The sequence below is a fragment of the Streptomyces sp. NBC_01235 genome, assembly GCF_035989285.1.
In the GTDB taxonomy this organism is placed as follows: Bacteria; Actinomycetota; Actinomycetes; order Streptomycetales; family Streptomycetaceae; genus Streptomyces.
Map to the genome: position 1 here is coordinate 4,726,543 of NZ_CP108513.1, position 19,418 is coordinate 4,745,960.

18 protein-coding genes and 1 pseudogene are annotated in these 19,418 nt (G+C 71.4%); 8 read left to right on the forward strand and 11 right to left on the reverse strand.

Annotated elements, in window-relative coordinates; all coding sequences use genetic code 11:
- Positions 1 to 196: 196 nt before the first annotated feature.
- Positions 197 to 1,240 (forward strand): DMT family transporter, encoded by a 1,044-nt coding sequence (locus OG289_RS20835; RefSeq protein ID WP_327315535.1) that lies wholly within the window; start codon positions 197 to 199, stop codon positions 1,238 to 1,240.
- Here OG289_RS20835 and hutI read toward each other — a convergent pair.
- From hutI to hutU, 4 genes are all read right to left on the reverse strand, one after another.
- Positions 1,180 to 2,376, reverse strand: coding sequence for an imidazolonepropionase (hutI, locus tag OG289_RS20840; RefSeq protein WP_327315536.1), 1,197 nt, complete (start codon positions 2,374 to 2,376; stop codon positions 1,180 to 1,182). The two genes, OG289_RS20835 and hutI, sit on opposite strands and share 61 nt — an antisense overlap.
- Positions 2,377 to 2,438: 62 nt before the next feature.
- On the reverse strand, positions 2,439 to 3,788 hold the full coding sequence (locus tag OG289_RS20845) for a formimidoylglutamate deiminase (protein ID WP_327315537.1): 1,350 nt from the start codon (positions 3,786 to 3,788) through the stop codon (positions 2,439 to 2,441).
- Complete coding sequence (locus OG289_RS20850) at positions 3,785 to 4,993, reverse strand: allantoate amidohydrolase (RefSeq protein ID WP_327315538.1); 1,209 nt, start codon at positions 4,991 to 4,993, stop codon at positions 3,785 to 3,787. Before OG289_RS20850 ends, OG289_RS20845 begins: the two co-directional genes overlap by 4 nt.
- A 356-nt stretch (positions 4,994 to 5,349) precedes the next feature.
- Entirely contained in the window at positions 5,350 to 7,014 is a 1,665-nt protein-coding gene (gene hutU / locus OG289_RS20855) for a urocanate hydratase (RefSeq protein ID WP_327315539.1), read from the reverse strand.
- 401 nt (positions 7,015 to 7,415) lie between these two features.
- Here hutU and OG289_RS20860 point away from each other — a divergent pair, with 401 nt between their 5' ends.
- The 4 genes from OG289_RS20860 to OG289_RS20875 are packed head-to-tail and all read left to right on the forward strand — an operon-like array spanning position 7,416 to position 9,752.
- The gene (locus OG289_RS20860; protein ID WP_327315540.1) at positions 7,416 to 7,883 is read left to right on the forward strand and encodes a hypothetical protein; all 468 of its coding nucleotides are present in this window, start codon (positions 7,416 to 7,418) and stop codon (positions 7,881 to 7,883) included.
- On the forward strand, positions 7,880 to 8,797 hold the full coding sequence (locus OG289_RS20865) for a transcriptional regulator (protein ID WP_327315541.1): 918 nt from the start codon (positions 7,880 to 7,882) through the stop codon (positions 8,795 to 8,797). Before OG289_RS20860 ends, OG289_RS20865 begins: the two co-directional genes overlap by 4 nt.
- A 34-nt stretch (positions 8,798 to 8,831) precedes the next feature.
- The gene (locus OG289_RS20870) at positions 8,832 to 9,356 is read left to right on the forward strand and encodes a roadblock/LC7 domain-containing protein (protein ID WP_327315542.1); all 525 of its coding nucleotides are present in this window, start codon (positions 8,832 to 8,834) and stop codon (positions 9,354 to 9,356) included.
- A 21-nt stretch (positions 9,357 to 9,377) separates the two neighbouring features.
- The gene (locus tag OG289_RS20875; protein WP_327315543.1) at positions 9,378 to 9,752 is read left to right on the forward strand and encodes a hypothetical protein; all 375 of its coding nucleotides are present in this window, start codon (positions 9,378 to 9,380) and stop codon (positions 9,750 to 9,752) included.
- A 46-nt stretch (positions 9,753 to 9,798) separates the two neighbouring features.
- Here the strand turns inward: OG289_RS20875 and OG289_RS20880 are convergent, their stop codons facing one another.
- The 3 genes from OG289_RS20880 to OG289_RS20890 form a co-directional block, all read right to left on the reverse strand.
- Positions 9,799 to 10,383 (reverse strand): hypothetical protein, encoded by a 585-nt coding sequence (locus OG289_RS20880; RefSeq protein ID WP_327315544.1) that lies wholly within the window; start codon positions 10,381 to 10,383, stop codon positions 9,799 to 9,801.
- A 101-nt stretch (positions 10,384 to 10,484) separates the two neighbouring features.
- Positions 10,485 to 11,414: a MurR/RpiR family transcriptional regulator gene (locus OG289_RS20885; protein WP_327315545.1), complete on the reverse strand. Its 930-nt coding sequence runs from the start codon at positions 11,412 to 11,414 to the stop codon at positions 10,485 to 10,487.
- Positions 11,411 to 12,919: an aromatic amino acid ammonia-lyase gene (locus OG289_RS20890; RefSeq protein ID WP_327315546.1), complete on the reverse strand. Its 1,509-nt coding sequence runs from the start codon at positions 12,917 to 12,919 to the stop codon at positions 11,411 to 11,413. Before OG289_RS20890 ends, OG289_RS20885 begins: the two co-directional genes overlap by 4 nt.
- Positions 12,920 to 13,262: 343 nt before the next feature.
- Here OG289_RS20890 and OG289_RS20895 point away from each other — a divergent pair, with 343 nt between their 5' ends.
- A complete protein-coding gene (locus tag OG289_RS20895; protein ID WP_327320756.1) occupies positions 13,263 to 13,694 on the forward strand; it encodes a hypothetical protein in 432 nt (143 codons plus the stop codon).
- 16 nt (positions 13,695 to 13,710) lie between these two features.
- Here OG289_RS20895 and OG289_RS20900 read toward each other — a convergent pair whose 3' ends face one another.
- A complete protein-coding gene (locus OG289_RS20900) occupies positions 13,711 to 14,496 on the reverse strand; it encodes an SDR family oxidoreductase (RefSeq protein WP_327315547.1) in 786 nt (261 codons plus the stop codon).
- A gap of 146 nt (positions 14,497 to 14,642) precedes the next feature.
- Between OG289_RS20900 and OG289_RS20905 the strand changes: the two genes are divergently transcribed.
- The gene (locus tag OG289_RS20905; RefSeq protein WP_327315548.1) at positions 14,643 to 15,491 is read left to right on the forward strand and encodes a helix-turn-helix transcriptional regulator; all 849 of its coding nucleotides are present in this window, start codon (positions 14,643 to 14,645) and stop codon (positions 15,489 to 15,491) included.
- 518 nt (positions 15,492 to 16,009) lie between these two features.
- Here OG289_RS20905 and OG289_RS20910 read toward each other — a convergent pair.
- A pseudogene (locus tag OG289_RS20910) lies at positions 16,010 to 16,468 on the reverse strand (CBS domain-containing protein); the annotation flags it as partial.
- A 71-nt stretch (positions 16,469 to 16,539) separates the two neighbouring features.
- On the opposite strand from OG289_RS20910, the gene OG289_RS20915 reads away from it, so the two are divergent.
- A complete protein-coding gene (locus OG289_RS20915; protein WP_327315549.1) occupies positions 16,540 to 18,228 on the forward strand; it encodes a recombinase family protein in 1,689 nt (562 codons plus the stop codon).
- Positions 18,229 to 18,362: 134 nt separating this feature from the next.
- Here the strand turns inward: OG289_RS20915 and OG289_RS20920 are convergent, their stop codons facing one another.
- Together OG289_RS20920 and OG289_RS20925 are read right to left on the reverse strand one after the other, a co-directional pair.
- A complete protein-coding gene (locus tag OG289_RS20920; RefSeq protein ID WP_327315550.1) occupies positions 18,363 to 18,554 on the reverse strand; it encodes a DUF397 domain-containing protein in 192 nt (63 codons plus the stop codon).
- A gap of 5 nt (positions 18,555 to 18,559) precedes the next feature.
- On the reverse strand, positions 18,560 to 19,414 hold the full coding sequence (locus OG289_RS20925) for a helix-turn-helix domain-containing protein (RefSeq protein ID WP_327315551.1): 855 nt from the start codon (positions 19,412 to 19,414) through the stop codon (positions 18,560 to 18,562).
- Between the last annotated feature and the right edge of the window lie 4 nt (positions 19,415 to 19,418).

Genomic DNA, 19,418 nt, shown 5'->3' on the forward strand with positions numbered 1-19,418 from the left:
CCGCAGCAGGACCGGAAGTCGGTCTGACTGCCGGTTTCGGGTCCGCCTCCGCGTGCAGCACGGCCTTCTCCAGGGAGCCACGTCGTCCTCATCGTGGAAACCCATTGGCCGGAATCCTCCGGGTGACTACTCTGACCCAGCCCTCTGACCAGCAGAGCCGCTGGGCCAGCCCCTTCCTCTGCTCATGAGGAGACCCATGCCCACCTCTCCCGACTCCCCCGCCGGTCCCTCCCGTCCCGGGCGGCTCGCCGATGTTCCGGTGCTGCTCGTCGCCGTCGTGTGGGGGTCCAGTTACCTCGCGGCCAAGGGCGTCACCACCGCCCACACCGTGCTGGCCGTGCTCGTGCTGCGGTTCGCCGTGGTGCTGCCGGTGCTGGTGGCCGTCGGGTGGCGGCGGCTGCGCGCGCTGAGCGGCACGCAACTGCGGGGGGCCGGGCTGTTGGGGCTGATCCTCGCCGGGATCTTCCTGTTGGAGACGTACGGCGTCGTGCACACCTCCGCCACGAACGCCGGGCTGATCATCAGCCTGACCATGGTCTTCACGCCCCTCGCGGAGAGCCGGGTGCGCGGCGTGCGGCTGCCGGGGGCGTTCCTGGCGGCGGCCGGACTGTCGGTGGTGGGCGTGGCGCTGCTGACGCAGGGGGCCGGATTCACCGCTCCGTCCGGGGGCGATCTGCTGATGCTGGGGGCCGCCGTCGCCCGGACCGTGCACGTGCTGGCCATGGCGCGGATGGAGTCGGTGCGTGGCGCGGACGCGTTGTCGCTCACGACCGTTCAACTGGGCGGTGCGGTCGCCGTGTTCGCCGTACTGGTGGCCGTGCCGGGGGCGGGGGCCTCGCCCTGGACTGCCGCGGCGGAGTTCGACGGCGGCGACTGGCTCGGCCTGGTCTACCTCTCCGCGTTCTGCACCCTCTTCGCGTTCTTCGTGCAGATGTGGGCCGTCCGCCGTACGTCGCCGTCGCGGGTCAGCCTGCTGCTGGGGACCGAGCCGGTGTGGGCGGCGGCGGTGGGCATCGCGCTCGCCGGGGACCGGCCGGGGTGGGTCGGGTTCGTGGGCGCGGTGCTGGTGCTCGTCGGCACCGGGTGGGGGCGTTCGGCGGCGGACCGGGGGCGTTCGGCGGCGGACCGGGGGCGGACAGCCGCCGAGTTGCCCGCCGAGATCCCCGCCGACCCGGGCTCTCAGGCCACCCGTACGCCCCTGCGCCAGACCCCCGACACCAGCGGTACGCCCGGCCGGTAGGCCAGGTGGACGTGGCTCGGGGCGTCCAGGAGGGTCAGGTCGGCGTACGCGCCGGGGGTCACGCGGCCCACGTCCGTGCGGCGCAGGGCCGCCGCGCCGCCCGCCGTGGCCGACCAGACCGCCTCGTCCGGCGTCATCCGCATGTCCCGCACCGCGAGTGCGATGCAGAACGGGACGGATGACGTGAAGGACGAGCCCGGGTTGCAGTCCGTGGAGAGGGCCACCGTGACGCCGGCGTCCATCAGGCGGCGGGCGTTCGGCCACTCCGCCCGCGTGGAGAACTCGGCGCCGGGGAGGAGGGTGGCGACCGTGTTTCCGTTCGCGAGGGCGTCCACGTCCGCGTCCGTGAGGTGGGTGCAGTGGTCGGCGCTGGCCGCGTCCAGCTCGACCGCCAGTTGCACGCCGGGACCGTAGGAGAGCTGGTTGGCGTGGATGCGGGGGTGCAGGCCCTTGGCCTTGCCGGCGGTGAGGATCGCGCGGGCCTGGTCGCCGTCGAAGGCGCCCTTCTCGCAGAAGACGTCGATCCAGCGGGCGTGCGGGGCGCAGGCGTCGAGCATCTCGCCGGTGACCAGGGCGACGTAGGCGGCCGGGTCGTCGGCGTAGTCGGGGGAGACGATGTGGGCACCGAGGTAGGTGACCTCGTCGGTGTGGGCGGCGGCGAGGCGCAGGGCGCGGGCCTCGTCGGCGACCGTCAGGCCGTAGCCGGACTTGGTCTCGAAGGTGGTGGTGCCCTGGCGGAGGGCCTCACCGAGGAAACGCGTGAGGTTCGCCTCGAGTTCCTGGTCGGTGGCCGCCCGGGTGGCCGCGACCGTCGTACGGATACCGCCCGCCGTGTAACCGCGGCCCGACATCCGGGCGTTGAACTCCTCCGTGCGGTCGCCCGCGAAGACCAGGTGGGAGTGGGAGTCGACGAAGCCCGGCAGGACCGCCCGGCCACCGGCGTCGACCCGATTGTCAGTGGCGGGTGCTTTGCTTGATTCACCGGTCCACACGACGCGGTCGCCGTCGATGACGACGGCCGCGTCCCGGACCAGACCGAGAGGGGATGTGTCACCGAGGGAGGGGTCGTTGGTGACCAGCGTGGCGATGTTGGTGATGACGGTGCTCGTGCCGGTCGTGCCGGTGCTGCTGCTCATCGTCGTGTCCTCGTGGCTGACGGGGCTGGGAGCGGAGGCGGCGCCGCCGCCGGCCGCCGGTGTCATGCGTGCAGGGCCGCCACGGCCCGCGCGAGGGCCTGCGGCACATCGGGGACAAGCGTGTGCGCCCCGTCACGTACGACGTGCCGTCCGGCGACGACCGTATGCCGTACGTCCGCCGCGGTCGCCGCGAATACGGCCGTCTCGGCACCGAGCCGGGGTACCGGGCCCGCTGTCCTGACCGAGTCGAGCGCGATCGTCGTGAAGTCGGCCGGCGCGCCGGTCTCCAGGGTGCCCGCGTCCGGGTTGCCGAGGGCGGCGTGGCCATCGGCGGAGGCGGCGCGCAGCAGGGCCGCCGCCGTCCAGTGACCCCTGGTGCGGGTGCGCAGCCGCTCGTTCAGCTCCATCGCGCGTGCCTCTTCGAGCAGGTCGATGACGGCATGGCTGTCGGAGCCCAGGGAGAGCGGTGATCCCGCGGCCTGGAGGGCGACGGCGGGGCCGATGCCGTCGGCGAGGTCGCGTTCGGTCGTCGGGCACATGCAGGTGCCGGTGCGGGAGCGGCCGAGGAGGGCGATGTCCTCGTCGGTGAGGTGGGTGTTGTGGACGCCGGTGGTGCGCGGACCGAGGACGCCGTGCTCGGAGAGGAGCTGGGTGGGCGTGCGGCCGTGGGCCTCGCGGCAGGCGTCGTTCTCGGCGGTCTGCTCGGACAGGTGCACGTGCAGCGGTGCCCGGCGCTCCTCGGCCCAGCGCGCCACGGCTCCCAACTGATCGGCGGGCACGGCCCGTACGGAGTGGATCGCCGCCCCGATCCTCGCGTGATCCCGTTCCTTGAGAAGTGAACAGCGTTCGGCCCAGGCTTCCGCGTCGCCGTCGGAGAAGCGGAGCTGGTGGGCGTTCGGGGGCTGTCCGAAGCCGGAGGAGAGATAGGCGGTGTCGAGGAGGGTGATGCGGATGCCGGCTTCGGCGGCGGCCTCGATCAGGGCCTCGCCCATGGCGTTGGGGTCGGCGTAGGGGGTGCCGCCGGGGGCGTGGTGCAGGTAGTGGAACTCGCCGACGGCCGTGATGCCGGCCAGCGCCATCTCGGCGTAAACGGCGCGGGCCAGCTGGTGGTAGGTCTCCGGGGTCAGCCGGTCGGCGACCGCGTACATGACCTCGCGCCAGGTCCAGAAGGTGCCGGAGCCGACCTGGACGGTGCCGCGCAGGGCGCGGTGGAAGGCATGGCTGTGGGCGTTCGCGAGCCCCGGGAGGGTCAGTCCTCGCAGGATCTCGGCGCCGGGCGGCGGGGAGTCGGCGCCCCTGCGGACGGCGGTGATGCGGCCGTCCGCCACCTCCAGGGCGACGCCCGGCTCGACGTTCGTGTCGAGCCAGGCGTGCTCCAGCCAGTACGTCCGTGTCCGCTGCGTGGGGGTCACCGGCAGGCCAGTCCTTCCAGTACGTCGGCGAGGGCGTGCACTCCCGCCACGCAGTCGTCCTCGGCGGCGAACTCGGCCGGGGAGTGCGAGACGCCCGTGGGGTTGCGCACGAACAGCATGGCGGTCGGGACGGTCCCGGAGAGGATTCCGGCGTCGTGTCCGGCACCGGTGCCAAGGACGGGGACCTTGAGGTCGGTGTCCTGGTCCTTGCCGAGGATGCGGGCGAGTTCGTCGCGCAGGGCGTGGTCGAACTCGACGACGGGCGTGAACGACTCACGGACGATGTCGAGGTCGACGCCGTGGGCGACGGCGTACTCACGGGCGGCCTGCTCGATGCCCGTGACCACCGTGTCCAGGGTGGCCTGGTCGGCGGCGCGGGAGTCGAGCCAGCCGCGCACCAGGGAGGGGATGGCGTTGACGCCGTTGGGCTCGACGGAGATCTTGCCGAAGGTGGCGACGGCGCCCGCCAGCTGGGCCTCGCGGCGGGCGGAAAGCACGGTCTCCGCGTACGACAGCATCGGGTCGCGGCGGTCCACGAGGCGGGTGGTGCCGGCGTGGTTGGCCTCGCCCCGGAAGTCGAACCGCCAGCGCCCGTGCGGCCAGATGGCGCTGGCGATGCCGACCTGGTCGCCGCTCAGGTCGAGGGCGCGGCCCTGCTCGACGTGCAGTTCGACGAAGGCGCCGATGCGGGCGAGCCGCTCCGGGTCCGGGCCGATGGCGTCGGGGTCGTACCCGGCGGCCTCCATGGCCCGCGGGAGGCTGACCCCGTCGCCGTCGGTGAGCCGGTGTGCCTGCTCGACGGTGAGCTGCCCGGCGGCGAGCCGCGACCCGACACAGGCGAGGCCGAAGCGGGCGCCCTCCTCGTCGCCGAAGTTGACCAGGGCGAGGGGCTTGGTGAACGTGACGCCCCGCGCACGGAGTTCATCGAGCGCGGCGAAGGAGGACACGACCCCGAGGGGCCCGTCGAAGGCGCCGCCGTCCGGCACGGAGTCGAGATGCGACCCGGTGACGACGGCGCCCCCGCCCGCCGGATCCCCGAGCCACGCCCACTGGTTCCCGTTCCGGTCGACCTCGTACGCCAGCCCCCGCCCCTCGGCCTGTTCCCTGAACCAGGCCCGGCACTCGGCATCGGCAGGCGTCCAGGCGTATCGCCGGTAGCCACCGGAGTCGGCGTACCGCCCGAGGGGGTGCAACTCACGCCACATCTCCTGGAAGGACGGGCTGCTGAAGACAGCGCGCGAACCGCCACCCGCCACAGGCTGGGCCCGACCGGCACCCGCAGGCTGAGCAGGCTCGACCCGACCGACACCCACAGGCTGAGCGGGCTCGGCTACCTCAGCCCGTCCAGGCCGCGCATCGCTGCCCGTTGGAGGCTGCGTCTCGCCGGCAGCCGCAGCAGCCGCAGCCGCTCCCGGCTGTGGGCAGTCGTTGCGCGGGGCGACGGGGGTCCCCCCGCTCGAACGAAGTTGAGAGTGGGGGAGGGTGGGCACAGCCGGGCCCGCAGTCGGCGACGAGACCTCGGCCCCCACCGACGAGTTGCCGTGCCCGCCCTGAACCTTGCTCACGTGTCGTCACCCTCGCGCATGGGCACCCGTACGCCCCGCTCGTCGGCGACCGACTCGGCGATGTCGTACCCCGCGTCCACGTGCCGGATGACGCCCATGCCGGGGTCATTGGTCAGCACGCGGCGGATCTTCTCTCCGGCGAGCTTGGTGCCGTCCGCCACGGACACCTGGCCGGCGTGGATGGAGCGGCCCATGCCGACGCCGCCGCCGTGGTGGAGGGAGACCCAGGAGGCGCCGGAGGCCACGTTGACCATGGCGTTCAGCAGCGGCCAGTCGGCGATCGCGTCGGAGCCGTCGAGCATGGCCTCGGTCTCGCGGTACGGGGAGGCGACGGAACCGCAGTCGAGGTGGTCGCGCCCGATGGCCAGCGGCGCCGCCAGCTCACCCGACGCCACCATGTCGTTGAACCGCTCGCCGGCCTTGTCGCGCTCGCCGTAGCCGAGCCAGCAGATCCGGGCGGGCAGACCCTGGAAGTGGACGCGCTCACCGGCCAGCTTGATCCAGCGGGCCAGGGACTCGTTCTCCGGGAAGAGGTCGAGGATCGCCTTGTCGGTCTTGGCGATGTCGGCCGGGTCACCGGAGAGCGCCGCCCAGCGGAAGGGGCCCTTGCCCTCGCAGAACAGCGGGCGGATGTAGGCGGGCACGAAGCCCGGGAAGGCGAACGCGCGCTCGTACCCGGCGAGTTGGGCCTCGCCGCGGATGGAGTTGCCGTAGTCGAAGACCTCGGCGCCGGCGTCCAGGAAGCCGACCATCGCCTCGACGTGCCTGGCCATCGACTCGCGGGCCCGGGTGGTGAAGCCGGCCGGGTCCTTCGCGGCGGCGTCGGCCATGTCTTCGAAGGCGATGCCGGTCGGCAGGTAGGCCAGCGGGTCGTGGGCGGAGGTCTGGTCGGTGACGATGTCGATGGGGGCGCCCATCGCGAGCAGCTGTGGGACGAGTTCGGCGGCGTTGCCGAGGACGCCGATGGAGAGCGGGCGACGCGCGTCGCGGGCCTCCACCGCCAGCTGGAGGGCGTGGTCCAGGCTGTCGGCCCGCACATCGAGGTAGCGGTGCTCGATGCGGCGTTCGATGGCCCGCGGGTCGCAGTCGACGCAGATCGCCACGCCGTCGTTCATCGTCACGGCGAGCGGCTGGGCGCCGCCCATGCCGCCGAGGCCGGCCGTCAGCGTGATGGTCCCGGCGAGGGTGCCGTCGAACTTCTTCGCGGCGACGGCGGCGAAGGTCTCGTAGGTGCCCTGGAGGATGCCCTGGGTGCCGATGTAGATCCAGGAGCCGGCGGTCATCTGGCCGTACATCGTCAGGCCCAGCTGTTCCAGCCTGCGGAACTCCTCCCAGTTGGCCCAGTCGCCCACAAGGTTGGAGTTGGCGATGAGGACGCGCGGGGCCCACTCGTGGGTCTGCATGACGCCGACCGGCCGGCCGGACTGGACGAGCATGGTCTCGTCCTGCTTCAGGGTCCGCAGCGTGCGCACCATCGCGTCGAACGAGCGCCAGTCACGCGCCGCCTTGCCCGTGCCGCCGTAGACGACGAGCTTGTCGGGGTGCTCGGCCACCTCGGGGTCGAGGTTGTTCTGCAGCATCCGCAGGGCGGCCTCCTGCTGCCATCCCAGGGCGCTCAGTTCCGTACCGCGCGGCGCTCGTACGGGGCGGGGTCCTGACATGGTCGGCCTCCTTGCGGATGGGTGATCCCGGCGGGCTGTTGCTGTTGTTATTCACATCCTGGCTCGATGAATAGAGCTAGTCAATAGGCGAGGTCGGCATGTCAGCCGGCGCATCCACGCAGAGGCGGGAGGGGAGCCGAAGACAGCAGAGGGCGCATGCCGCCGCACTCACCACCCCGGCGGACGCGCGCGCCGTTGACGCGCGCCGGTGGGCACGGTGTTGAACGGGCACATGGGGTGTCGACACAGCCCGGCATACGGCCGAAAACGGGGTCAGCCGACCAACCCTAGTAACCCGGCCGCATGTTCCGCTGGAAAATGCCAGAAGACTCACCCGTCGCGCATACGTTGCGTAGCTTCTTCCTCACTCAGCCGAACCGCAGGCAGGAGGGGAGCCAACGGTGCCCGGAATCGACGAGTGTCTACTGGAGGCCATGCGGCTGCCCGGTGCCCGGGGCGCAGCGCTGGTCGACTGGACGAGCGGGCTGGCCCTGGGCTCGGTCGGGGAGTTCCCCGGCGGCGACCACGAGGCGGCGGCCGCCGAGGCCGCGGAGGTCGCCCGTCTCACTGCGGAGCAGCGGGCCTTCGCACCCGACGGCTACGCCGCCCACCCCGGCGACGGGGCCGGTGAGGGCACCGGACAGGAGACCGGGGCCGGAACCGCGACCGCACCCGGGGCCGGAACCGCCGATCCCCCGGTCGAGGACCTGATCATCAGCAACCGGGACAGCTACCACGTGCTCCGCTTCGTGCCGACGTCCTTCGACAGCAGCGTGTTCCTGCACGTGTGGCTGGCCCGGCCGGACGGCAATCTCGCGCTGGCCCGGATCCGGCTGGGCGAGATGGCCGGACGGCTGGTGCTGGGATGACCGCGGTGAGAACGACCCCGCAGGGCACCACCCCGCCGCCCCGGCTGCCCGTGCGGGAGAAGTCGGCGGCCCGGGAGCGCGGCGGTGGCCTGTCGCCGATGCTGACCCGGCTGGCGGCCGAGCGGGCGACCGGCGTCCTGGAGCGCGAGCGCGGCTCGCTCTACCTCGCCGAGGGCCGCGTGGTGCACGCCGAGAGCCCCCTCGCCCCCGGCCTCGACGTGCTCCTCCTGGCCCACGGCACCCTCGCGCCGGCCGTCTGGCAGGACGCCGTGGACCGGGCCGACGAGGAGTACGGCGCCGCCCGTCTGCTGCTCGACGCCGGCCGCGTCCCGCGCGGGGCGCTGGAACTGTGCCACCTGGAGACGGTGTTCGACGCGGCGTACTTCGCGCTCACTCCCAGCAGCACCCCGGGCCACTTCCGATATGGCGCCGTGCACTGGCTCGGCACCCTGAGACCGGTCCCGGTCGACGCGGTCGAACGCGAGACGCTGCGCCGCCGTGAGCTGCTGCACCGTCTGTGGCCGGACCCGCTGACCGACGGGGCGCCGCTACGGCGGGCCGAGACCGTCGCCGCGCCGGCGCCGACCCCCCGGCAGAGAGCGGTGCTGGCCCTGGTGGACGGCGTGCGCACCGCCTCGGACATAGCCCGCGAACTGGGGCGGCAGGCCTTCCACACCCTGGTGGACGTCCGGCGCCTGGCGGCGGCGGGCCTGCTCACCGCCCTCTTCCCGCCGCCACGCCCCCACCACCGGCCGACGGCACCCCATCCGCTTCCCCCACCGCACCCCCGTCCCCATCCCCACCCCGTGCGCCCCACCGCCCCCGAACCGACGCCGGGCATCACCCTGCCCCGCGTCAACGACCCCGACATCACCCTGCTGAAGAGGCTCAGGGATGCGCTGGAGGCCCTTTGAACGGCAGCGATCGCGCGCCGAGAGGAGCGAGCTGATGGCATCCGAGCCCGAGATACTCGACGAACTCCGGCGGCTGCGGGCCCGTGTGCCGCAGCTGACCGGCGCGCTGGCGGCCGGCGTGGACGGTCTCGTCCTCGCCCACGACACGCCCGGCGTGGAGCCGGAGGTGGTGGCCGCGCTGACCGCCGCCGCCCTCGGCGTCGCGGTGCGGATGGCGGACACGACCGGCCAGGGCGACTTTCGCGAGCTGCTGGTGCGCGGGGTGTACGGCTACGTCGCGACGTACGCGGCCGGCGAGAGCGCCGTACTGACCCTGCTCGCGCAGGACCGCGTCAACGTCGGCCGGCTCCACCTGGAAGGCCGCCGGGCCGGCGCCCGCGTCGGGGAGCTCGTCGACGCGTGGGAGGCGAAGGCGCGCGCGGCGAGGGCCGCCCCCGCCAAGCCGCCGGCGACACCCGCGAAGGCGCCCGTGCGGACGCCCGCCAAGCCCCCCACCGTACGGACCAGATCGGCGCGCGGCACAGCCACCACCAACGCGCGCACCACCACGGAAAGTTGACAGGAACCTAGGAGCACAGTCATGGCCAATACCGAGACCTGCCTGAAAGAGGCGCTCGCCTCCATCGAGGGCGCGACCGGAGTCGCGCTCGTCGACTACACCAGCGGCATGGCGCTGGGCACGCTGGGCGGCAGCAAGACCTTCGACCTGAACGTCGCCGCCGCCGGCAACACCGACGTGGTGCGCGCCAAGATGCGCACCATGGAGCACCTCGGGCTCAAAGCCCAGATCGAGGACATCCTGATCACCCTGTCCGACCAGTACCACCTGCTGCGCCTGATCAGCGGCCGCGGCGGCAACGGGCTCTTCCTCTACCTCGTCCTGGACGCCAAGCGGGCCAACCTGGCGATGGCCCGCCACCAGCTGAAGAAGATCGAGGAGGACCTGGAGGTCTAGGCCTGTCCGCCGGACAGGCCCGGGGCCCAGCGGGACCCGCGCCCGGCTAGACCAGGGCCGCGGTGCGGCGGCGGGCCCCGCCCGGGGCCGCGTCGCCCGCCGCGATGCCGGTGCTGCGGTACGCCTTGACGGCTTTGCCGGACGGGCGTCCGCCCCGCCGGTCCAGCCAGTCGACACGCACCCACAGCAGCGCGTCCTCGTCCCGCTCGCGCCGCCCGAGCCAGGCGGCCTTCAGCCGCAGCCCGGTCCCGCAGCCGGCGAGCAGCATGCCGCCGGCCGCGGGCACCGCGAAGGAGCTGCCCAGTGCGGCCAGGAAGGCGAGCAGCAGCCACCAGCGGTGACCGCGCCGCCAGGTGCGGACGGTCACCGCCCGGTCCTGGAGCACGTCGTGTTTGCCGGCCCGGGCGGCCCCGCCGCCGAGTTCCCCGTAGCGCCGCCGACCGCGCCACGCCACCGCGGCGACGGCCACGATGAACAGCGCGGCTCCGGCCAGCACCCCGATCCGCCGCCCCGTGAGGCCGGGCACCAGGACCCCGACCCCCGCCGCGAACACCCCGCACCACCACAACGGCGCGGCCCCGGCCCGTACGACCACGGCCACCCGAGCCAGCCCCTGCCCTCCGCGTGCCACGTCCGCCTCCTCGTCCCTCCGGCACAGTCTCGTGACCGTTCAGACTAGTGAGGGAACGTGAGACGAGTCTGAGAGCACGCCAAGAAGTGCCGCGGGCCGGCCTACTCCACGAACAGCCCCCGTGCCGCCGCCCGCGCGTCGAACTCCTCCAGCCGGGCCTGCGCGTCGGGCAGGTCGTCGCACATCGCCTCCAGCAGCACCCGCCCGAGCAGCATCGGCGCGCACGCCGTGTCGAAGGCGAGCCCGGTGCCGACGGCGGCCGGCAGCAGCAGGTCGGAGACCTTGGCGACCGGCGCGAACGCGGAGTCGGCGACCGTCACCACGCTCAGCCCGGCCTCCCTGGCGTAGGCGAGGGTGTCGACGACCTCGCGCGGGTGCCGGGGCAGCGCGAAGCACAGCAGCGCCGAGGCGCCCGCCCGTACGGCGGCGTCGATCCGGTCGTGGATCATCGTGCCGCCCTCGTTCAGCAGCCGCACGTCGGGATGGACCTTGGCGGCGAAGTACGCGAAGCCGTACGCCTGGGAGGCGGCGGCGCGCAGTCCGAGTACGGGCAGCGGACGCGAGGCCGCCAGCAGCCGGCCCGCCCGCCGCACGGGCCGGGGGTCGGCGAGCAGCTCGGCGAGGTGCCTCAGGTTCTCGATCTCGGCCTCGACGGCCTGCTGGTACTCGTTGTACGAGGCCGAGCCGGCCGGCTGTTCGGCGGGCGCGACCTCGCGCAGGTGCTTGCGCAGGGCGGGGTAGCCGTCGAAGCCGAGGGCGACCGCGAAGCGGGTCACGGACGGCTGGCTGACCCCGGCGAGTTCGGCCAGCTCCACGCTGGAGAGGAACGGCACGTCGGCGGCGCGCCGCACCATGCTGTGCGCGATGCGCCGCTGGGTGGGCGTCAGCCGTTGCCCCTCGAAGAGTGCCTGGAGCCGGGCGGCGGGGCTGTCCGGCACACCCGCACCGGACCATTTTGCACCGGACACCTCCGCACCAGGCGCACCCACACCCGCGCCCGCGCCCGTCTCCGACTCGGTCTCCGCGCTCATGCCCCGCTCCCCCTCCAGATGTCCGTGAACCGGTCCAGCAGCCGGGCCGCCGCGCTCACGTCGTCCGTGAGCGGCCGGTCGGCCTGTTCCGTGTCGAGCACCGCCTCGGCCAGTTCCAGCGCCCGCCCGGCCGGCAGGCCCGGCTCGGGCCGCAGCTCGCGCTGGCGCAGCGCCCGTACCGCGGCGACGAGTTCGCAGCCGACGACGAGACGGTACGCGGCGCAGGCGCGCAGTGTCTGCCGGGCGGCGAGCGAGGCGAAACTGGCCTGTTCCTCGACGCCCCGGGAGAGTACAGCGTGGCCGAGCGACGCGGGCGCCGAGAAGGCCCGCAGGTCACCGAGGGCGGCCGCGGCGGCGTACTCCAGGATCATCACGCCGGAGGAGGCGGGCTCGGGGTCGGCGAGGAAGGGGCGCAGCCGGGTGTAGGCGGGTTCGTTCAGGGTCGACAGGCGGGAGGTGGACAGCCGTGCCACCTGGGTCAGCGCCAGCCTGAAGTGGTCGAGGGCGAGGGCGAGTTGGGCCTGGTAGAAACCGCCGTGGTGGTAGGCGGCCATGTCCTCGGGGGAGATGAGCGGGTTCTCGGCGGCCGCGTTGATCTCGATGGCGACCACCTCTTCCAGCGCGTCGGCGGCGTCGTGCGCGGGGCCGTGGATCTGGGGCAGGCAGCGGAAGCCGTACGGGTCCTGGATCCGGCCCAGCGGCGGCGTGGGCCGGTCCTCGGCGCCGATCAACTCCCGCATGCGGCGGGCGACTTCGGCCGATCCGCGGTGCGGTCGGGCGGCGTGCACGGGGGCGGCGTACGCCTCGTGCGAGCCGTCCACGGCGAGCAGGGAGAGCGCGGCGACGACCTGGGTGGCCTCCAGGAGTCCGCGCAGTTCGTGCAGGGCGAGCGCGGCCTGGCCGAGGGTGAGGGCGTTGCTGCTGATGAGCGCGAGGGCGTCGTTGTTGTCGAGCTGCTGCGGTTCGGGGGCTCCGTTCCCCCGCCAGGGATGCTCCCCCACCAGCGCGAGTCCGAGTTGCGCGAGCGCCGCCAGGTCCCCGGTCCCGACCGAGCCGAACTCGTTGACGACCGGGTGGGCCCCGCTCTCCAGGGCCTCGCACAGCGCCGTGACGACGCTGGGCCGCAGCCCCGCGCCGCCGGCGAGCAGCTGGTTGGCGCGGACGGCGAGCATGGCCCGGACCTGCCGGGCGGGCAGTTCCTCGCCGATGGCGCCGGCGTGGCTGCGCAGCAGGCGCAGCCCGTGTTCGGCGGCCGCCTCGGTGGGCACGTCCTCGTTCCGGTTGGCGCCGACGCCGGTGGAGCGGCCGTAGACGCGGCCGGTGGCGGCGATCTGGCGGGCGGCGTCCCAGGACTCGGTCATCCGCTTCGTCGCGTCGGTGCCGGGGACCGGCCGTGCGGTCCCGTCGGCGAGGCGCGCGACGTCGGCGACGCCGAGGGCGATCCCGTCGAGGACGACGAGACCAGGGCCGGCCTCAGGGAAGGCGTCCATGATCCGAGATCGCATAAGGTCACAAACTCCCCTCGATCCGGACATCCGATCTCGCCTGTCGGTCATCCGTTGCCTCGGATCAGCACCGAGTCGTTGACAAGTTATTCACCTACTGAGAACTCTGCATGACATTATGCAACCGGGCAAGGGGCAACTCGTGATCCAGTTCGGCGTGGTCCACAAGCGCTTCCCCAACGGCACGGCGGCAGTCCACGATCTCTCCCTCAACATGCCGGCGGGCCGGCGAAGTGAACCGTCCATCACGTGCGAACCCGACCCCGCACAGGGGGGCTATCCCCAGTGCGGGAGGGGTCCCGGGTCCCTAACCTTGGTGTCCATGACGGGATGGGAGACGGCCATGGACGCGCGGGACACGGACCTGAAGAAGGAACTCGACGCCACCTTGCAGACCCGCAGGGAGCTGGGCGAGGAGTACGAGTCCGCGCTGGTGGACTCGTTCCTGGAGAAGGTCGACCAGCGCATCGACGGCGCGGTGGAGCGTAGGGTGCGGCGGCAGTTCGCGGAGCAGCAGATGGTGGCGGCGCGGGGCTCCCGCGCCCCGAGGCCCACCGACTCCTGGGGCGACCGCTTCGGCTTCGGCATCGTCTCGCTGATCCTGGCGATCCCGCTGTCGGCGATCGGCGGGTCCTTCGCCAACTTCTCGGGCGTGCTCGCCACCTGGGTCGGCATCGTCGGCGTGAACTGCGTCCAGGCCGCCCGCACCAACCCCGAGCTGTTCGCCGGCCGGCGCCGCCGCTCCGCAGGCAGGGACGACGACTGGAAGGACTGAGCCGCCGGCCGCGGGCTCAGGCCTGCCGGGTCGGCAGCACCATGATCTGCCGCAGGTTGACGTGCCGGGGACGGCTGGTCGCGTAGGCGACGACGTCGGCGATCTCGGCCGAGGACAGCGCGCCGATCGCGTCGAACATGCCGTCCAGCTGCCCGGCCAGCTCGTCGTTGTCGAGGTGCGTCGCCAGTTCGGTCTCCGTCAGCCCCGGCTCGACGTTGGTGACCCGCACGTCCCGGGGCCCGAACTCGGTGCGCAGGGACTGCGAGAGGTAGGTGACGGCGGCCTTGGTCGCGCCGTACACCGCGTAGTTCGGGAACGTGACGTGCGCGCCGATGGACGAGACGTTCACCAGGTCGGCTGCGCGCCCCTCGGCGGCGGCGCCCACCAGGTCCCCGGTGAAGGCGCGGATCACCCGCAGCACTCCGGTGACGTTGGTGTCGAGCATCCGCTGCCACTCGTCGATCCGGCCGTTGTCCACGGGGTTCGGCAGCATGACGCCGGCGTTGTTGACGACCAGGTCGACGTTCCCGTAGGCCTCCCGGATCCCGTCGGCGGCCCCGGCCACCGACGCGTCGTCGGTGACGTCGGCGACGACCGCGAGGGCCTCGCCCCCGTCGGCGCGGATCTTCTCGACGAGCGCCTCCAGCCGGTCCCCGCGCCGGGCCAGCAGCGCGACCCGGGCTCCCGAGGCGGCGAGCAGCACGGCCACCGCCTCCCCGATCCCGCTGGCGGCACCGGTGACGACGGCGGTGCGACCGACAAGGCTCGGGTACTGGTTCTCGTTCTGGTTCTCGTACGACATCTGTTGCTCCTGGGACGCTGGGCCGGGGCGTCTCCCCGGCGGCACGCACCACTCTCACCGCCCGCCGCGGCCCTACCCAGGGATGAGCTTTTCCTGGGTCTGCCAGTACCAGGTTCGCCGCCCGCTCCTCCCCTACGATCGAACCCATGGACGGGGACCTTGGAGACTTTCTGCGCTCGCGCCGCGCTCGCATCCGGCCGGAGGAGGTCGGACTGCCCTCGCACGGGCGCCGACGCGTCCCCGGACTGCGGCGCGAGGAGGTGGCGCAGATCGCCGGAGTGAGCGTCGACTACTACATCCGCCTGGAACAGGGCAGGGGGCCGAGCGTCAGCGACGCGGTACTGGACGCCGTGGCCCGCGTACTGCGCCTGGACGACACGGAACACGCCTACCTGCGCGCCGTCGCCCGCCCCCGCAAGCCGTCCGAGCGCCCGGCCGCGCCCCGCGTCCGCGCGGGCGTGCAGCTGCTGCTCGACAGCATGGAGCGCACCCCGGCGTTCGTCCTGGACGTCCGCATGGACGTGCTGGCGTGGAACGCGCTCGCCGACGCGGTCTTCGGCTACGGCCGGACGGCGCCGGACGACCGCAACATCCCGCGGCACGTCTTCCTCGACCCCGGCTCCCGCGACTTCTACCCGGAGTGGTCCGCGGTGGCCGTCCAGTGCGTCGCGCATCTGCGGAATCTGGCGGGCCACCACCAGGACGACCGCCGGCTGACCTCACTCGTCGGCGAACTCTCACTGAAGAGCGAGGACTTCCGCCGCCTGTGGGCCGACCATCCGGTCCGGGAGTGCGCGTACGGCGTGAAACGCGTTCAGCACCCGGTCGCGGGCCTGCTGACCTTCCCCTACGAAACCCTGACGATCTCGCAGGAAACGGACCAGAGCCTCCTGGTCTACACCCCGGAACCGGGCTCGGAGACGGCGGAACGACTCGCACTGCTGGGCAGTTGGACGACGGCCGCGACCGCCCCCAGACCCACGGAACGTGCCTGAGCTGCCGGCGCCCTCGTACCGCGGGTCGCTGACGGACGTGGCAAACGAGGCCCGTCGTCCGGGGGGAAAAGCGACGACGGCCGCCACCATCAATTGAGGAACCCCGACGGCGAGCAACCACGTCCGCGAGAGCGGCGCCGGCTTAGGCACAAAGGGGCGCAAAAAGCTTTCGCGGGGACCGCCGCACCCCCGATACCGGGGGGCGGGACGACGGCGGTCCCCGCGAGGGACGCGGGCCGGGTCAGGCCGGGCTTGCGCGTCCATGGCGTCGGTGGAGGTCCGGGAGCCGCTCCGGAGGTCCGTGACGCCGTTTTGGTGCCGGTGGGGCGGGGAGCCGCTCCCGCCCTTCCGACACCCACAAATATGCCGGACGCGTGTTAAGCGTGTGCTGCGCGGACGTGACGCGCTCGTACCACTTCCGCGAAGTCCACCACTTCGGTGGGCAACCGGAAGTTCAGCGCCCGAACGGCCCGTTCACCGGAGGTTTCCCTGAGGTTACGGGCCCGCGCACCCGGAAGTTACTTCCCGCCCTTGGCCAGGAAGGCCAGCAGGTCCTGGCGGCTGACGACCCCGGTGGGCTTGCCCTCGACGAGGACGATCGCCGCGTCGGCGGTGCCGAGCACCGACATCAGGTCGCCGACCGGCTCACCGGAGCCGACCTGCGGCAGCGGGGCCGACATGTGCTTCTCCAGCGGGTCGGTCAGGGAGGCCCGCTGGGTGAACAGCGCGTCGAGCAGCTCCCGTTCGACGACCGAGCCCACGACCTCCGCCGCCATGACGTCGGGGTGACCGGCGCCCGGCTTCACGATCGGCATCTGCGAGACGCCGTACTCGCGCAGCACCTCGATGGCCTGGCCGACGGTCTCGTCCGGGTGCATGTGGACAAGGGACGGGATGGAGCCGTGCGCCTTGTCGTTGAGCACGTCGGCGACACGGGCGCTGGGACCCTCGTCCTCCAGGAAGCCGTAGTCGGCCATCTACTTGTCCAAATAAATTGGCATACATGTAAGTTCTTGCTACGGTCCTCGAATCAACTCTCCGAGGACTGGTGGGGGACTGCGTCTTGGCTGGCACATCGCGGGGCTACCTGAACCCTGACCTGGTCAAGGCCCTGTCCGAGGGACAGACCTTCGAGCAGTGGCTAGGGGACCGGATCCCCGGCATCGACTACGCCCGGATCAGCGGCGACCAGGCCGTCAGGTCCAGCACGAAGGCCAAGACGAGAGAGAAGGGTGTCGGCGTCCGGCACCAGCACGAGGGCAACGAAGAGGATGCGGCAGAGCACGGAATCGCCATCGTCCGCTTCTACGAGGACAACAACATCACTGCGGCTGACCCGGACATCGTCCGTCCCAGCTTCCGCGAGATGACCCGAGCGATACTCCATCGGAAGGTTCCCGAGGGCTTCCCCGTCCGGGCCATCGTCGCCACCGAGTACGAGCGAGTCTGGCGACTGCCTGAGGACTACGTCCGCTTTCGCCGCGCCATGCTCTCCGAGCCGGACGGCGTCTTCGTCGAGCGGGGCAAGCCTTACGACGTTTACAGCGTTGGGGGCGACATCATCAAACCGGTCGACTCGGACGTCTCCGAGGGCGAGGTCTCCAAGACGAAGGAACGCATTCTGCGCAACACGCGCAGGCGTGCCCAGGACGGCACCACTCCCGGAGGTCGACGCCGCTTCGGCTGGCTCGCCCAGGACCCTCGGGAGGGTCGGGCTACGAACATGGTCCTGAACCCCGACGAGGCTCCCTACGTTCGCAGGATGATCGACTGGGCTCTCGAAGGCCGGGCCTGGAAGACGATCGCCCGCGACCTCAACGAGCTGGGCTCGGTCGGAGCGTCCGGAAGGCCCTGGTCCGGGGAAACGGTCCGCCAACTCCTCGTCAATCCCGTGATCTGCGGCATGCGCCAGGTGAAGGGAGAGATCGTCAAGGACGCCAAGACGGGTGAGCCGGTCATGGGCAAGTGGGAGACGATTGCCACGGTTAAAGAGTGGGAAGCGATCCGCGACCTGTCGAAGCGGCGCGGAGCACAGCGGGGCATGCGCCTGACCAATGGCGGAGGCAAGGTTCCTGGTGCCCCCGAGTCCCGTGCGCGCAAGTACCTCTTCAGCGGGTTCCTGCGGTGTGGTGCTCCTCGCAAGGACGGTAAGGGCATCTGCAACGCCAAGATGGGAGGAGTGCGCCGGCCGACGGCGAGCAACCCGGACAACTGCGCCTACGCGTGCGTCTCGCTGAACTGCGGAAAGACTGCACGCAGCTTGCAGAAGGTTGACGAATTCCTCGAAGAACTGGTGATCCGGGCCCTGGAATCCGAGTTCAAGCACTCGGAGGCCAAGGCCACTCCGTGGGAAGGCGAAGAGCGGCTGGCCGCCCTGAAAACGAAGAAGGAGTCCCTCGAATCCAAGTGGATGGAGGGAGCCGTGTCGGACGACCAGTTCTACCGGCTGACGCCGCAGCTCGAAGAGCAGATAGAAGCCCTGGAGGAAGACCGCAGGGAGCACGCGGCGATGGAGGACGCGAAGAACACTTTCTCGGGTTGGGACCGGTCGAAGTGGGCCGGGATGGACCTGACTCAGAAGCGCATGGCCATCGGGCACATCATGCACGCGGCGATCATCCTGCCCTTCCCGGAAGGACGCTCGAAGCGGGCCCCGTTCGACTCCAACCTGATCAAGGTCATCCCTGTAAAGTCAGGTGGTCAGCGAGGCCGAGGGTCGCTCGCAGTTCTCGGTTAGCTTCCTCGGGCAGAGGCAGGATGCCGCCAAGCTCCCACATCAACCAGTCTATATACGTGCCTGACGGGTGGTCTGAAGGCAGCGGAAGGGCCCCTCTATGAGAGAGGGGCCCATTTCTGAAGGAGTCAGCGAGGTTAGGGGAGCATGTCTTTCGAGTACGTCACGAAAGCGGTCCAGGATGCCGACCGTACGCCCAGGACCCCCCTCTCTCGATCTTTGGTGTCCCTGACCATCACTCTCTGTGTGTCGTTGTCGGCCACCTCCACGCAACTGTCGGACTTCGTGTAGCTGCTGGTGCGCCAATTTGGCTCAGTTGTCAAGTCCACCCCTCCTAGTTGGTTGCCATGCGGGCGAAGTGCTGGATCGCGGCCAGCACCAGGTCCCTGGCCGTCTGCCCGTACACCGCAGACCTCCTGTGAGACTCGAAAACTCTCATGTAGATGTCGATCTCTCGTGGCTGAGTCACGACCATCTCTGCGGAGAACGTCTCCAACATGACGCGCTTGTCGTCAAACATCACGAAGCCGTGCCCGATCCACGTGTTGAGCGGCGCAGACCTCGGAACGATGCCCAGGCTGAGCCGCGGAAGCGCCAGAACGGCCAACAGCCGGTCGAGCTGGGCTCTCATGACCTCGGAGCCGCCATGGTTCGAGTAGAGAGCCTGCTCGCCAAGGAGGACGTTGAAGATCCGGTCCCCCTGGTACAGGTACTGCTGTCGTTCGAGCCGCTTCGCCACGGCGGCCTCCATGTCTCCTGGGGTGTCGTACAAACGTGACACCTCGTCGAAGATGGCCTCGGCGTACTCAGCGGTCTGGAGCGTGCCCCAGACGACGTTTGGTTCCCAGATACGGAAGACCTTGGTCTTCCTGTAGAGCGGTAGGGCCTGCTTCTGTCGTCCTTCAGCCCCGGTCTGGAGCAGTCGTCGCCACTCCAACCACAGCTCGTCAATGTGGCGGACTGTCGCGATGAGGTCTTGGACTTCGGCTTCGTGTCCGGTCTTCTCGCACCAGACACGTATGTCGCCCTCAGAAGCGTTCTGCTTGCCGTTCTCGATGCGAGAGACCTTGGATTCCTGCCAACCAGTCGCAGCGGCGAAGGCCCGGCCACTACTGAACCCCGCGTCCTTACGGAATCCACGCAGCCGGGCTCCCAACGCCTCTCGTGTCTCTTGTGCTTGGTTGTTCACGGCT

What these genes read in the sequence shown, in the direction of transcription:
- OG289_RS20875 (WP_327315543.1), top strand. Translation starts at nt 9,378, where the DNA reads ATGGCCAATACCGAGACCTGCCTGAAAGAGGCGCTCGCCTCCATCGAG.
- OG289_RS20850 (WP_327315538.1), bottom strand. Translation starts at nt 4,993, where the DNA reads ATGTGGCGTGAGTTGCACCCCCTCGGGCGGTACGCCGACTCCGGTGGC.
- OG289_RS20900 (WP_327315547.1), bottom strand. Translation starts at nt 14,496, where the DNA reads ATGTCGTACGAGAACCAGAACGAGAACCAGTACCCGAGCCTTGTCGGT.
- OG289_RS20890 (WP_327315546.1), bottom strand. Translation starts at nt 12,919, where the DNA reads ATGCGATCTCGGATCATGGACGCCTTCCCTGAGGCCGGCCCTGGTCTC.
- OG289_RS20870 (WP_327315542.1), top strand. Translation starts at nt 8,832, where the DNA reads ATGGCATCCGAGCCCGAGATACTCGACGAACTCCGGCGGCTGCGGGCC.
- OG289_RS20835 (WP_327315535.1), top strand. Translation starts at nt 197, where the DNA reads ATGCCCACCTCTCCCGACTCCCCCGCCGGTCCCTCCCGTCCCGGGCGG.
- OG289_RS20895 (WP_327320756.1), top strand. Translation starts at nt 13,263, where the DNA reads ATGGACGCGCGGGACACGGACCTGAAGAAGGAACTCGACGCCACCTTG.
- OG289_RS20905 (WP_327315548.1), top strand. Translation starts at nt 14,643, where the DNA reads ATGGACGGGGACCTTGGAGACTTTCTGCGCTCGCGCCGCGCTCGCATC.
- OG289_RS20885 (WP_327315545.1), bottom strand. Translation starts at nt 11,414, where the DNA reads ATGAGCGCGGAGACCGAGTCGGAGACGGGCGCGGGCGCGGGTGTGGGT.
- OG289_RS20865 (WP_327315541.1), top strand. Translation starts at nt 7,880, where the DNA reads ATGACCGCGGTGAGAACGACCCCGCAGGGCACCACCCCGCCGCCCCGG.
- hutI (WP_327315536.1), bottom strand. Translation starts at nt 2,376, where the DNA reads ATGAGCAGCAGCACCGGCACGACCGGCACGAGCACCGTCATCACCAAC.
- hutU (WP_327315539.1), bottom strand. Translation starts at nt 7,014, where the DNA reads ATGTCAGGACCCCGCCCCGTACGAGCGCCGCGCGGTACGGAACTGAGC.